This window comes from Aeromonas sp. S19(2024), assembly GCF_041402625.1.
Classification (GTDB): domain Bacteria; phylum Pseudomonadota; class Gammaproteobacteria; order Enterobacterales; family Aeromonadaceae; genus Aeromonas; species Aeromonas caviae.
On the sequence record NZ_JBGLQU010000006.1, the window covers coordinates 211407 to 224819 of the forward strand.

A 13413-nucleotide genomic window follows, 5' to 3' on the forward strand; every position below is an offset into this window, starting at 1 on the left:
CTGTGCAAGTGAAGGCGGTGTCCTTCATCAGGCGGCCATGATGGGCCTCCCTGAGAGCCTCGACGACGTTGCCATGTTGCCTCCGATAGGAGATGGCGTGCCTGCCACCCTCGCTTTCCCCGCTTCCCCGCCAACATGCCCCAAATTGTTAATATCGGGGCAAAATAGAACAATAAAATGCAAATGATATTTGTTACTATTCACATGCAGTAAGTAATCGAGGATCAGATGCAGCTTGTTCACCCCCCTTTGACCCTGGTCGCCGTGACCATCTCCACCCTGCTTGCAGGCTCTGTACAGGCCGCCGCGCCCGAAAGCCAGGATACGGCCACCGCCGACGAGACCCTGACCGTGCTCGGCCAGACCTATCGCAACACCGCGACCAAGACCCGGCTCGACCCCATCGAGACGCCCCAGGCCATCTCGGTGGTGGATGGGGAGACCCTGTCGCTGCGCGGTGTCAGCTCGGTGAGCGAGGCGCTGCGCTACGTGCCCGGTGTCAACACCGAGCTGCGGGGCGGGGCGGTCAACCGGCTGGATCTGTTCAACATCCGTGGCTTTGACAACTACCAGAACTTCTATGACGGCCTGCTGCTCCAGTACAACGACTGGAACCTGCAACCCCAGATAGATCCGGTGGCCATCGAGCAGTTGGAGGTGTTCAAGGGGCCGACATCGGTGCTCTATGGCAGCATGCCCCCCGGCGGCATGGTCAACCTCATCGCCAAGCGCCCCCAGCGGGAGAGCAAGCACAACGTGAGCGTGGCGACCGGCACGGGCACCCTCAAGGAGATGACCCTCGACAGCACCGGAGCCATCAACGAGCAGCTCGCCTATCGGCTGGTGGGACTGGCCCGGGAGAAGGATGGCCAGGCGGTGACCTCGAAGGAGGAGCGCTACGTCTTTGCGCCGTCCCTGGACTGGCAGCTCGGCGAGCGCACCCTGCTGAACCTCAACCTTTACTACCAGAAGGATCCCGAGGCCGGCATCTACACCACCGTGCCCGCCAGCGGCTCGGCCAAGTCCAACCCCCTGGGGCAGCTTGGCAGCGACACCTTCCTTGGTGACGAGAACTGGAACGAGTACAACCGGGACGTGACCCTGCTGGGCTACAAGCTGAGCCACGACTTCAACGAGCGCTGGCAGGTGCTGCAAAATGCCCGCTATATGGATGCGTCTGCCTATCAGCGCAACACCTACAACGCGGCCCTGGCGGCGGACAACCGCACCCTGGCCCGCAACGCCTATCTCACCGATGAAGACTCTCGCGGCGTTGTCATCGACAACCAGCTGGCGGGCAAGGTGCAGACGGGCTCTGCCCAGCACAACCTGCTGCTCGGGGTCGATTACCAGTACCTGGATGCCCATATCCTCTACCGGGATACCCTCGACTACTCTGCGCCCAGCATCGACATTTTCAACCCGAACCATAGCCAGATAGTCCCAGAGGCACTCACTTTCAACTACCAGGATAAAAAGGTGATTCGTCAGTCCCAGACCGGCGTCTATCTGCAGGATCAGGTGCGCCTCGATCGGCTGGTGGCCATCGGCGGCGCCCGCTACGACCGCTACCGGATGGACACCGACAGCCGGACCCTCTATCAGGGGGCGGACAGCCAGTCCCTGGCCCACATCGATCAGGACAACCTCTCCTTCCGCGTCGGCGCTCTCTATGAGCTGGATGGCGGCTTCTCCCCCTATGCGAGCTATGCCGAGAGTTTCGAGCCGGTGCCGGGGGCGGACAAGCAGGGTCAGGCGTTCAAACCGGCGACCGGTCATCAGTGGGAAGGGGGCGTCAAGTTCCTCTCCGACGACATGAGCAAGACGGCGACGCTGTCGGCGTTCCACATCACCAAGAAGAATGCCCTGGTGACGGATCCGGACAATGTCTACGGGCCCAAGCTGCAGACCGGGGAGACGGTCTCCAGGGGTATCGAGCTTGAGGGGAGAGCCGATCTCACCAGCCAGCTGGATCTGGCCCTCAACTACACCCTGATGGACATGGAGATCACGCGCGACACCACTACGTTGCAGGGCAAGACGCCGGTCTGGGTCCCCAGACAGATGGCGTCGCTGTGGAGCAACTACTACCCCGACGGCAACCTCGAGGGGATGCGAGTGGGCGCCGGCCTGCGCTACGTGGGGGAGGCCGAGATGGATGCCGCCAACACCGACAAGGTACCGGACTACCTCCTGATGGACATGTCCGCCTCCTACGATCTCGCCGCCCTCAGCGCAAGCCTGAAAGGGGTAGGGGTATCGCTTGGCGCCAGTAACCTGTTCAACAAGACCTACTACTCCTGCTACGACCAGAACAACTGCTGGTTCGGGGCCGAACGAAGCGTGGAGGCGCGACTCAAATACGCATTCTGACCTTGCGCCCCGGCACGCGCCCGGGGCCCTTTCAACGAATGGGCGAGGAGAGGGCGCGCGGTGTGCCGCGCGGCCTTGGCCGGGAGAAAGCGGACGCGGAACGCGCCCTCGTCTCGGATCACCAGGCCCTGTTCGCGGCGGCGGCCAGCCTGATCCCGTCCCTCAAGGGGAACCTGGTGGCGGCCGGTGACGTGCGCCCGCCACTGACGGATGCCGCCGGAGCGACGTCGGCCGAGGTGGCCGCAGCCCTCCATGCGCACTGGCAGCAGGCACACCCGGAGGCGGGGCCCGCCTACTGGCTCACCCGCAGCTGGGGCATGCTCTGCTGGCAATCCATCTATCTCGCCATGGTGGCCGTCTATCGCCATCAGGCCGTGCCTGCCCTCGACAGGTTGGGACAGGGGCATGAGGCCGGCGTGGTGTCGGGCTTTACCCTGCCGGCCGAGCCCATGATCAGAGGGGAGGCCGGCGTGTTGATCAAGACGGCAGGAAAGCGACTCCAGGCGCACTGGCAGGGGCTGTTCACCCTCCTTGGGACGGCGCAGCGGCTGCGCCCCGGTTTCGTGCGCCCGCTCCTGGCGGACGATCTGCTGGCGGCCCTGGTGCGGGTACCCGATTTCTTCGGGGAAGTGAGTCGGGAGGAGGTGAGGGCCCATGCCCCCCTCTGGCTTGAATCCTGTGGCCTGCCGTCGGCACATCTGACGGGCTGGCGCGAGGCGGGGCTGCCCCGGGACGAGGCCTTCCCGGGCTATGTGCGTCAGCGCTGCTGCCTGCACTACAAGCGCCGGGATGGGGAACTGTGTGGCAACTGCCCGCGAAGGCTGGGTGGGGCGAGGGGTGATGAATGCTGATACCCGACTCTTCGTCTGCGCGGGCAACCCGTGGTGAAAGCCGCCTGATCCTGGCGGCTTTTTTGTGCCCGGCTTACTGGGCCGCCATCCGGGTGCGAATGCGCTCGAACAGGCTCTGCAGGCAGGCCTGATCTTTGTCGGCGGCGCGCACGGCGCCATACATGTGGCGGCGAATGCCCTCCCCGAGAGGGCGCGCCTCAAGCAGGCCCTGGCGCACGAACTCCTCGCTGGCCCAGCGGGGCAGGGCGGCGAGCCCGAGCCCGGCGGCGGCCATCTGCAGCATGACCGAGGTGTTGTCCACCGGTTTGCAACGGGCGGGCTCCACCCCGGCCGGTTGCAGGAAACGGCTGAACACGTCCATGCGCGCCCGCTCCACCGGGTAGACCAGCAGCACCTCCGGTCGCAGATCGTCTGGTGCGATGCGCCGCTGCTGGCAGAGGGGGTGATCCGGCGCCATCACCAGGGTGAGATCGAAGGCGAACAGCGGCTCGAAATGAAGATCTCCGCGGGCCTGCACATCCGAGGTGAGCAGCAGGTCGAGCTGGCCGCCAAGCAGGGCACTGATGGCATCGAAACCCGGCACCGACTCCACCTCCAGATCTACGCCGGGCCACTGGCGGCGAAAGTCCGGCAACAGCGGGAGCAGCCACTGGATGCAGCTGTGGCAATCGAGGGCCAGATGCAGCCTGCCCGCCTCGCCGCTGTGCAGGGCGACCAGCTGGCGCTCGGTCTGGGCCAGGGCGGGCAGCACCTGACGGGCCAGGGCCAGCAGATGCTGGCCTGCCGCCGTCAGCACCAGAGGGCGGCTTTTTCGAAGAAACAGCTCCAGATTGAGGCGGGTCTCCAGCTCCTTGAGCTGGTGGGAGAGGGCGGACTGGGTGAGGTTGAGGGTGAGTGCGGCCCCGGCCAGGGACCCTTGCTCGGCCAGGGCGCTGATGGTCTTCAGGTGTTTGAGATCGATGCCCAGATTGCTGCTCTGAGGGGGGCTGGATGGGGTGGGCGCGACCATGGCACTGCTCCTTTGTGCGTCAGTTGAGAAATTCTTGAGAGCCAGTTGAAGAGGATTCAATAGCCAAGGCCACCTTATCTTGTCATTTTGGATGTGTAAACATCTGGATGGCCAAACAATCCAGATCCTCATCAGATAACGAGCATAAGGAATGGAACCTATGACCTGCGCACACACCCTGGGCTTTCCCCGTATCGGCGCCAAGCGCGAACTGAAATTTGCCCTCGAATCCTACTGGCGTGGCGAAACCACCCAGGCCGAGCTGGTCGCCGTGGGCAAGAGCCTGCGTGAGCGCCACTGGCAGGCCCAGCGTACCGCCGGGGTCAACCTGCTGCCGGTGGGGGATTTTGCCTGGTACGATCAGGTGCTGGGTACCAGCCTGCTGGTAGACGCCGTGCCTGCCCGTCACCGCCACGGCGACACCGACCTCGACACCTTGTTCCGGGTGGCCCGTGGCCGTGCGCCGACCGGCCCGGCGGCGGCCGCTGCCGAGATGACCAAATGGTTCAACACCAACTACCACTACCTGGTGCCGGAATTTTACCGTGACCAGCGCTTCAAGCTGGGCTGGAGCCAGCTCTTTGACGAGGTGGAAGAGGCCAAGGCCCTTGGGCTGCCGGTCAAGGCGGTGTTGCTGGGCCCCGTCTCCTACCTGTGGCTTGGCAAGGAGAAAGAGAGCGGCTTCTCCCGCCTCGAACTGCTGGATCGCCTGCTGATCGTCTACCAGGAGATCCTGGCCAAACTGGCGGCCCAGGGGGTGAAGTGGGTGCAAATCGACGAGCCGGCTCTGGCGCTGGACCTGCCGGATGAGTGGCGCCTGGCCTACCTCAAGGCGTATGAGCGCCTGAGCGGCCCCTGCAAGCTGCTGCTCACCACCTACTTCGGATCCGTGGCCCATCAGCGCGACATCATCACCAGTCTGAAGGTGGACGGCCTGCACCTGGATCTGGTGGCTGCCCCCGAGCAGCTCGAGACCCTGGTCCCGCACCTGCCGGCCCAGTGGGTACTCTCGGTGGGTGTCATCAACGGCCGCAACGTCTGGCGTGCCAACCTGGCCAAGCTGGCGCCGACCCTCAAGGCCTTGAAAGAAAAGCTTGGCGAGCGCCTCTGGGTGGCCTCCTCCTGTTCCTTGCTGCACAGCCCGGTGGATTTGACCCTGGAGCACGAGCTGGATCCCCAGACTCGCAGCTGGTTCGCCTTCGCCCTGCAAAAGTGCTATGAGCTGGGGCTGCTGTCCGACTACCTGGACGGTGGCGCCCTGGACAAAATCGAGGCTTACAGCCAGCCCATCGTGGATCGGGAGTCCGACAGCCGGGTTCACAAGAAAGCGGTGCAGTCACGACTCGCCAGCCTGACCAACAGTGACTTCGATCGCCAGAGCGCCTACCCGGTGCGTGCCGACGCGCAGCGCTCGGATCTGAAGCTGCCGCTCCTGCCCACCACCACCATCGGCTCCTTCCCGCAGACCTCTGAAATCCGGGTGCTGCGTCAGGATTGGCGTGCCGGGCGCATCGATGACCAGGCCTACGAGGCGGGCATCCAGGCCCAGATCAAGGATGCGATTGAGCGCCAGGAGGCCATCGGGCTGGACGTGCTGGTGCACGGCGAGGCCGAGCGCAACGACATGGTGGAGTATTTCGGGGAGCTGCTGGACGGCTTTGCCATCACCCGCTTTGGCTGGGTACAGAGCTATGGCTCCCGCTGCGTGAAGCCGCCGGTGATCACCCGTGACATCGACCGTCCGACCCCCATGACCCTTGAGTGGACGAAGTTTGCCCAGAGCCTGACCGACAAGCCGGTGAAGGGCATGCTGACCGGCCCCGTGACCATTCTCTGCTGGTCCTTCCCGCGGGAAGACGTGAGCCGCGAGCAGTCCGCCCTGCAGATTGGCCTGGCCATTCGCGACGAGGTGGCTGACTTGGAAGCCGCCGGCATCAAGATCATCCAGATCGACGAGCCGGCGATCCGCGAAGGGCTGCCCCTGCGCAAGCAGGATCACCAGGCCTATCTCGACTGGGCGGTGCGCGCCTTCCGCCTGAGCGCAAGCCCGGTGGTGGACAGCACCCAGATCCACACCCACATGTGTTACAGCGACTTCAACCTCATCATCGAGGCGGTGGCGGCGCTGGACGCGGATGTGATCACCATCGAAACGAGCCGCAGCCAGATGCAGTTGCTCGAAGCGTTCGAGCGCTTCAACTACCCCAACGAGATCGGCCCGGGCGTCTACGACATCCACTCGCCGAACGTACCGAGCCAGGGCTGGATTGAAGACCTCATCCGCAAGGCTGCACAACAAATCCCGGCAGACCGGCTCTGGGTGAACCCGGACTGCGGCCTCAAGACCCGCGGTTGGGAAGAGACCACCGCTGCCCTGAAGGTGATGGTCGATGCAACCCGGGCGCTGCGCGCCGAGCTGGCCTGAGGGCTTCCATTCACCCGGACGAGTGCCCGGTGAGTGTCACCAAGACGAGAGAGGGAAGGCGACAGCCTTCCCTCTTTTTTGCATGGCCGCTCCCTAGAGGGGGATCAGGGCGGGACGGGGGACGGGCAGGTAGCGGGTGGGGGAAACCGACATCGTCACCGGGTGAGGGGCGCTTGCGAGCGCCTCGGCCAGCCACTGTTGGTCGAGGGGGATGGCATTGCGATCCTCGATCACCAGATTGAGGTGCTGGGCGCCCAGGCACCCGTAGCGGACGGGGTCGGTCTGGGTAAAGAGGCCAAGACAGGGCACACCGCTGGCGGCAGCCAGGTGCAGGGGACCGGTGTCGGCGCTGACGAAGAGGGAGAGGCCGCCCGTGAAGCGGGCCAGCTCCCCCATGTTGCCAAGGGAAACGTGCACGTCCCCGAGCGGGTGCTCGGGGGCGGAGGGATCCGCGAGCTGGATCAGCAGGGCATCCGGGCTGTGACGGCGCAGATCCCCAAGCAACCGCTGCCACTGGGGCAGGGAGAGCCCCTTGCCCTTGCGGGCGCCGGTGAAAAAGCCGATCAGGGGACGGCCAGGATGGGCTCGTCGCAGCGCACTCAAGGCCGGGCTTGGCCCCTGCAACAGGCTGCCAAGGGGGATGGGGTCGGCCGGATTGCCCGGTATGCCGAGCAGTTGCAGGGGCTGGTGGGCGTAGTGGCACTCACTGTCCGCAGCCCGCGGACGCGGGAAGATGAGATCCCCATGGCCATCGTCGAAGCCGCATTTCTCACGGGCCTGTACCCAGGCGGCGATGAAGTGATCCGTACTGGAGGCGAAGGGGACGTAGACCCTGTCGTAGTGCTGGCGGCGCAGACGCGAGAGTGCCGAGAGGGCGCCCGGCAGGTGTCTGCCCTGCAACCGGATCTGATGAATGTGCCGCAGGGGCAGATCGGCCAGGAAGGGGAGCAGGGCGGTGGGGCTGCACACCAGCTCCAGCTCGGCGTGGGGATGGGCGCGATGAAGCTGGTGCAGGAAGGGCAGCAGGAAGAGGTTGTTGCCGATGCGGTTGGTGCTGCGAATGACCAGGATCCGGCGGGGTGCCTGCGAAGAGGGCGGCAATGCACTGCGACTGGCAAGCCAGCCGAGCAGGGTTCGCTCCAGTCCCGCCGTCCAGACCCGGCGTTGGCCGTCGAAGCGGCGCAGGGCATCGTTGAGGTGAGTCATACCGTTGGGCTCCAGTGTTGGGATGGTGTAGAGGGTGCCAGCGGACTCTTAAGACAATGTTAAGAAGGGAAAAAGCGTGTGGATGATGGCCATGGCGGAGCGGGGTGCTGGTGCGGGACGGGGGAAAGTGGCTAGAATTGCGCATTTGAAATAAATGTTATCGCCAGCGGGAGCACCATGCAGTTCAGGGATTTTTTGCCGGTATCGACCAATACCAGCGTCAAAGAGAGTTGTTACGGCGCCCTTGGCGCCCTCATCGGCTTGCTCGGCACCGCCTTGCTGTGCCGCTGGGGGCTGGGGCTCGAGGTGCACTGGCTCATCGCCCCCATGGGGGCCTCCGCCGTGCTGCTGTTTGCCGCGCCCGCCAGCCCCCTGGCCCAGCCCTGGTCCATCTTTGTGGGCAACGGGGTGTCGGCCCTGATGGGGGTATTGAGTGCGAGCCTGGTGCCGGACATGGCTATCGCTTCGGCCCTGGCGGTGATGCTGGCCATCGCCGCCATGTTCCTCACCCGCAGCCTGCACCCGCCCGGCGGCGCCGTGGCCCTGACCGCCGTCATCGGCGGCGAGGGGATCCGGGCGCTCGGGGTCGGCTACGTGCTGCTGCCGGTGCTGCTCAACTCCCTGTTGCTGCTGAGTCTGGGGCTCCTCTACAACCGCGCTCTGGGGCGTCGTTATCCCCATGGCGGCAAGGCGGCGCCCAATCGCCACCAGACGGCGGATCCCCAGCCGAGTGCCCGACTCGCCACCCAGGACATCGACTTTGCCCTGCAAAAACACGGGGAACTGCTGGACATCAGCCGCCAGGATCTGCAGGAGCTGCTGCAGGAGGCCCAGCTTCACGCCCTGCGCGAGCGAGTGGGGACGGTGCGTTGCCAGGATGTGATGTCGCGGGATCTCGTCGTGACGACGCCACAGGCGCTCGCCATGGAAGCGTGGCATCTGCTCTCCCACCACCAGATCAAGGCGCTGCCGGTGGTGGATGAGGGGGAGAGGCTGGTCGGCATCATCACCCTGCACGACCTGATGATCGACCGGGCGGGTCACCAGCCGAGGGCGAAGGAGGCCCTTGAGCAGCAGCAGGTGGCGGATCTGATGACCCGGGAGGTGCAGACGGCGCGGCGCTACCAGCCTCTCTACGATCTGGTGGAGGCCTTCTCCGACGGGGGGCTGCACCATATGCCGGTGGTGGAGGGGGAGCAGCTAGTGGGCATCATCACTCAGTCCGACATGGTGGCGGCCCTGTTCACCCTGGCCCTGCAACCGGGTCAGGTGGAGGAGGCGCATGCCTGTGAGCAATAAGAATGAGCCATAAGAAACGGGCCCCTTGCGGGGCCCGTGTCATTCAGGGTCTGGGATAGACGGTCTCCCCCATGAAGACAGTCTGCTCGACCTGGGTATCGGCGATCAGTTCCGGGGTGCCGGCCTTGACCAGGGCGAACAGGTCCCTGTCCAGCACGATGAAGTCCGCCGACTTGCCCGCCTCGATGGAGCCGGTGATGTCGCCCTGACGCACCGCCCTGGCGCCGTTGATGGTGTAGGCGGCCAGCATTTCGGCCAGCGAAGTGCGCTGACTGGCCCGGAAGTCGTCGCCGCTGCCGGCCGCCTGCACGATGCCGGCGGCCATGTTCTCGAACGGACGCGGATCCCGGCTGTCCACCGGGGCGTCGCTGCCCGCCACCAGCACGGCGCCGGCCTGGCGCGAACGCTCGACCGGGTAGAGGGCGTCATGAAGATAGCCCATGGGATCGTAGATGGCCTCGCTCAGGGACTGCCCTGCCTTGGTTGGCTGGATGAAGGGGCTGACCAGCATGTCATAGGCAAGCTGGGGCGTGGTCCAGGCATAGGTGAAGGTGAGGTAGAGACCCAGCTCGCCGAGGCGCTGCTGATCGTCCGGGTGCACTACCTGCAGGTGGGCCAGGGTGTGGGGAATGCCGCTGTTGCCGTTGCTGGCGCGGGCCGCCTCCAGGGCATCGAGGGCCACCCGGGTACTGCGATCGCCGATGCTGTGCATGTGGATGCCAAACCCGGCCCCATCCAGCGCCGTGACGTAGCGCGTCAGATCCGCCTCCTTGTAGTTGACGATGCCGTTGCTGCCCGCATCCTCGCTGTCGGCGGTGATGCTCACCTCTCCGCTGGCGGGATCCAGGGCCAGATGGGGATGCTGGTAATTCTCCAGCATGCCGGCATTGGGCAGGAAGGGGGGGCTGGTGAAGGGATCCCCCTCCAGCACGCCGTCGAGGAAGATCTTGACCGCATCGGCCTTGATGAGGGGGTTGCCTGCGAAGGCGTCGCGCACCTGGTTCGCCTTGGCCAGGTGCCCGTCGATGTCCAGCTTGCCGCTGTAGTCATCCTGGTTGAAGCAGGTGGCGGCGGTGACGCGCATGTGCAGCAGATCCTGGTCCTGCATCTTGAGCAGCCGACCCCGGATGAAGTCGTTGGCGCAGGCATCCTGCACCCCCGTGATGCCGCGCGACGCCATCAGCGTCGAGATGGCGGGGAGTATCTTGTCATACTGGGCCGCAGCCTGTTCACCCTCCGCGCTCAGCACCCCGGTGTCGGGGACCGCAATGGCGCTGCGGGCCGCGTCCCGGACCACGCCGGTTGCGAGATCCACATAGGGGATGAAGGCCTCGAACACGCCGCCCGGAGCCAGGGTGGTGGCATTGAAGCCGACCACATTGCCCTCTTCGTCCTGTGCCTGCGCCAGCGCCTGGGAGTTGTAGCCGCCGGCATGGCCGTCGACCCCGGCCAGCATCACGGGGTTGTTCGGCGCCGCCGCATCCAGAGCCGCCAGCAGGGTGGCATGGGTGGCGGTGGGGGTGTTGCCGTCATAGGGCGACCACTGGTTGACCACCAGCCATTCCCCGGGAGCCGGGGCGTAGCGGGGCAGGCACTCGCCGATCTTGGCCGCCAGCTGATCCAGGTTGACGCTCTGGCCGTCCAGGTCGCACATGTCCAGCGCCACGGTGCCGAGCAGATGGATGTGGTTGTCGTGCAGGCCCGGCAGCACCATTTTGCCTTGCAGATCCACCACCTGGGTCGCACTGTTTTTCAAGGCCTCGGCCCCTTCGCGAGTGCCCACGTAAGTGAACTTGCCCCCTTGCACCACCATGGCCTCGGCCTGGCTGCGTTGCCCATCCTGGGTGTGGATCTTGCCGTTGAGATAGAGGGTGTTGCCGAGCGGTGGCTCACTGCTGTCTTGCTGGCAGCCGAGCAGGCCACCTAGCAGCAGGGCGATGGTGCCCAGCCTGAGATTGGGGTGTTTGCTATCCATAGCACGCTCTCCTTGGGTTAATTGCAGTTCTTACTGCAGATATGAGCACCTATGGTTATTGCAGCTATTCTGAAAAATGCCAGCGATTACTGCACTTTTTTTGACTTGTGTTTACCTTGTCTCATCATGTAGTTATGAACACCAGTTGCCCCTTGGGGGCGGACACCGCATCGGGGGAAGAGAATGTCACAACACGTGCTGCCGGCCGAACTTTGCATGCGGCGCCAACCCAGGCAACTGCGCAGCCAGGAGGTGGCGAGCCGCATCGAGCAGGCCACCCTGGCCCTGTTGCAGGAGCAGGGGTTTACGGCCCTCAACACCAATGCCATCGCCGCCCGCGCCGGGGTGGGCATCAAGTCGCTCTACCATCTTTACCCCAACAAGGAGGCCATTATCTGCCGGCTGGCCATGGACTGGTTGGCGGCGGTGTGCGAGGCGCAGGAGCGCATCCGCGAGCAGGCCGACAGCTGGCCCCAGACCCTGCTGCTGCTGGACGAGGCGCTGGAGGCACTGGATGAGCGCTTCGTCGGGTATGGGGCGCTCTGGCAGGCGATGGATCTCATCCCCGCCCTGCACGGGGTCGAGCAGGAGCACGAGGTGCGCCAGATTGCGTTCTGGTCCGAGCGGCTGCGCCACTTTGGCTGTCGCTGGCCCGAGCCCGAGCTCACCACCCTGGTGCGCTACTTCTATCGGACTGCGGACGTGGCCAAGCAGTGCACCAAGGGGCAGGGGGAGGCGGGCAGCGCACTGTGGCAACTTCATAGACGCTGGAGCGAGCAGCTGATGATGGCGGCCATCGAGGAGGCGGATCCCGCCCGGGTCTGGCAGTCGATGCCGGGGCTGGCGCCGGGTTGCCAGACCCCTGCGAAGAGGAGCGAATAGAAGGGGGGCGAATAAAGAGAGGGAGTGCCAGGCACTCCCTCTCTTGTCCTCGGCGCGGCGGGTCAGCCGTAGCGGGCCAGGGTGAGCCCCTCGTCGCTGATATCCGGGGTATTGCCCGAGATGAGATCGCTGAGCAACTGGCCCGATCCTGCCGCCATGGTCCAGCCCAGGGTACCGTGGCCGGTATTGAGCCAGAGCCCGGGAATGGGGCTTGGGCCGACCAGGGGTGTGCCGTCCGGCGTCATGGGGCGTAGCCCGGTCCAGAAGGTGGCCTGCTCCAGATTTCCCCCCTGGGGGAAGAGATCCCTCACCACCATGGCCAGGGTATCGTGGCGTCTGGGGTTGAGCGCCAGGTTGAAGCCCGAGAGTTCGGCCATGCCGCCCACCCGGATCCGTTCGTCGAAGCGGGTGATGGCGACCTTGTAGGTCTCGTCCAGCACAGTGCTGCGCGGGGCACCCTCGGCATCCGTCATCGGCAGGGTGAGGGAGTACCCCTTGACCGGGTAGACGGGGAGCTCAATTCCGAGGGGGCGCAGGAAGCCGGTGCCATAACTGCCGAGGGCACAGACGATGGCGTCGGCCTGGAAGCGCTGCTCGCCGGCACGGACCGCCACGGCGCGTCCCTTCGCGATCTCGACCTCGTCGATGGCGCAGTTGAAGACGAAGCTCACCCCGAGCTTGCGGGCCTCGTCCGCCAGGGCCTGGGTGAAGCGGAAACAGTCACCGGTTTCATCTCCCGGCAGGCGCAGGCCCCCCACCACCTTGCCACGCACCCTTGCCAGGGCGGGCTCGACCTCCTCGCAGCCGCCGGCATCGAGGGACTGATAGGGGACGCCGTACTCCTCGAGCACGGCAATATCGCGCTGGCTGGCATCGAGCTGGGCCTGACTGCGAAACAGTTGCAGGGTGCCGAGCTGGCGCCCTTCGTAGTCGAGCGCGAGCTCGCCCCGCAACTGCTTCATGCAGTCGCGGCTGTATTCGGCCAGCCGTACCATGCGCCCCTTGTTGACTGCATAGGCCGCTGGCGTGCAGTTGGCGAACATCTTCAGCATCCAGCGCAGCTGGAAGGGGTCCGAGGTGGGCCGCACCGTGAAGGGGGCGTGCTTTTGCAGCAGCCATTTGGCGGCCTTGAGGGGAATGCCGGGGGCAGCCCAGGGGGAAGCATAACCCGGGGAGATCTGACCCGCGTTGGCATGGCTGGTTTCAAGGGCCACCCCGTCACGCCGCTCCAGCAGGGTCACTTTGTGACCGGCCTTGGCCAGATACCAGGCGCTGGTCACACCGACCACGCCACCACCGAGTACCACTATGTCCATCTTGTCTCTCCTTGACTGGGGCCTCCACCTTAATCAGCCGCCACAGGATATTCAACTGGTGTCGATGTCATTGGTGG

9 protein-coding genes are annotated in these 13413 nt (G+C 65.2%); 5 read left to right on the forward strand and 4 right to left on the reverse strand.

Annotated elements, in window-relative coordinates; genetic code table 11:
* The first annotated feature begins 228 nt into the window (after positions 1 to 228).
* Positions 229 to 2373, forward strand: coding sequence for a TonB-dependent siderophore receptor (locus ACB037_RS14475; protein ID WP_371175475.1), 2145 nt, complete (start codon positions 229 to 231; stop codon positions 2371 to 2373).
* A 38-nt stretch (positions 2374 to 2411) separates the two neighbouring features.
* Positions 2412 to 3224, forward strand: a complete 813-nt coding sequence (locus ACB037_RS14480) for a siderophore ferric iron reductase (protein WP_371175476.1) — start codon at positions 2412 to 2414, stop codon at positions 3222 to 3224.
* Between the two features lie 73 nt (positions 3225 to 3297).
* Here the strand turns inward: ACB037_RS14480 and ACB037_RS14485 are convergent, their stop codons facing one another.
* Entirely contained in the window at positions 3298 to 4233 is a 936-nt protein-coding gene (locus tag ACB037_RS14485) for a LysR substrate-binding domain-containing protein (protein WP_039041273.1), read from the reverse strand.
* Positions 4234 to 4393: 160 nt separating this feature from the next.
* On the opposite strand from ACB037_RS14485, the gene metE reads away from it, so the two are divergent.
* Entirely contained in the window at positions 4394 to 6658 is a 2265-nt protein-coding gene (gene metE, locus ACB037_RS14490) for a 5-methyltetrahydropteroyltriglutamate--homocysteine S-methyltransferase (protein ID WP_371175477.1), read from the forward strand.
* Positions 6659 to 6751: 93 nt separating this feature from the next.
* Here the strand turns inward: metE and ACB037_RS14495 are convergent, their stop codons facing one another.
* Positions 6752 to 7864 carry a glycosyltransferase family 9 protein gene (locus ACB037_RS14495; RefSeq protein ID WP_371175478.1) on the reverse strand — a complete coding sequence of 371 codons (1113 nt, stop codon included), beginning with the start codon at positions 7862 to 7864 and terminating at the stop codon, positions 6752 to 6754.
* 177 nt (positions 7865 to 8041) lie between these two features.
* On the opposite strand from ACB037_RS14495, the gene ACB037_RS14500 reads away from it, so the two are divergent.
* A complete protein-coding gene (locus ACB037_RS14500; protein WP_124244191.1) occupies positions 8042 to 9163 on the forward strand; it encodes an HPP family protein in 1122 nt (373 codons plus the stop codon).
* A 43-nt stretch (positions 9164 to 9206) separates the two neighbouring features.
* Here ACB037_RS14500 and ACB037_RS14505 read toward each other — a convergent pair whose 3' ends face one another.
* Positions 9207 to 11138: an amidohydrolase gene (locus ACB037_RS14505; protein WP_139737979.1), complete on the reverse strand. Its 1932-nt coding sequence runs from the start codon at positions 11136 to 11138 to the stop codon at positions 9207 to 9209.
* 183 nt (positions 11139 to 11321) lie between these two features.
* Here ACB037_RS14505 and ACB037_RS14510 point away from each other — a divergent pair, with 183 nt between their 5' ends.
* Positions 11322 to 12020: a TetR/AcrR family transcriptional regulator gene (locus tag ACB037_RS14510; RefSeq protein WP_185367325.1), complete on the forward strand. Its 699-nt coding sequence runs from the start codon at positions 11322 to 11324 to the stop codon at positions 12018 to 12020.
* A gap of 62 nt (positions 12021 to 12082) precedes the next feature.
* On the opposite strand, the gene ACB037_RS14515 is transcribed toward ACB037_RS14510, so the two are convergent.
* Positions 12083 to 13336: a D-amino acid dehydrogenase gene (locus ACB037_RS14515; RefSeq protein ID WP_124244193.1), complete on the reverse strand. Its 1254-nt coding sequence runs from the start codon at positions 13334 to 13336 to the stop codon at positions 12083 to 12085.
* Positions 13337 to 13413: the final 77 nt, after the last annotated feature.

What these genes read in the sequence shown, in the direction of transcription:
- ACB037_RS14495 (WP_371175478.1), bottom strand. Translation starts at nt 7,864, where the DNA reads ATGACTCACCTCAACGATGCCCTGCGCCGCTTCGACGGCCAACGCCGG.
- ACB037_RS14505 (WP_139737979.1), bottom strand. Translation starts at nt 11,138, where the DNA reads ATGGATAGCAAACACCCCAATCTCAGGCTGGGCACCATCGCCCTGCTG.
- ACB037_RS14480 (WP_371175476.1), top strand. Translation starts at nt 2,412, where the DNA reads ATGGGCGAGGAGAGGGCGCGCGGTGTGCCGCGCGGCCTTGGCCGGGAG.
- ACB037_RS14500 (WP_124244191.1), top strand. Translation starts at nt 8,042, where the DNA reads ATGCAGTTCAGGGATTTTTTGCCGGTATCGACCAATACCAGCGTCAAA.
- metE (WP_371175477.1), top strand. Translation starts at nt 4,394, where the DNA reads ATGACCTGCGCACACACCCTGGGCTTTCCCCGTATCGGCGCCAAGCGC.
- ACB037_RS14475 (WP_371175475.1), top strand. Translation starts at nt 229, where the DNA reads ATGCAGCTTGTTCACCCCCCTTTGACCCTGGTCGCCGTGACCATCTCC.
- ACB037_RS14485 (WP_039041273.1), bottom strand. Translation starts at nt 4,233, where the DNA reads ATGGTCGCGCCCACCCCATCCAGCCCCCCTCAGAGCAGCAATCTGGGC.
- ACB037_RS14510 (WP_185367325.1), top strand. Translation starts at nt 11,322, where the DNA reads ATGTCACAACACGTGCTGCCGGCCGAACTTTGCATGCGGCGCCAACCC.
- ACB037_RS14515 (WP_124244193.1), bottom strand. Translation starts at nt 13,336, where the DNA reads ATGGACATAGTGGTACTCGGTGGTGGCGTGGTCGGTGTGACCAGCGCC.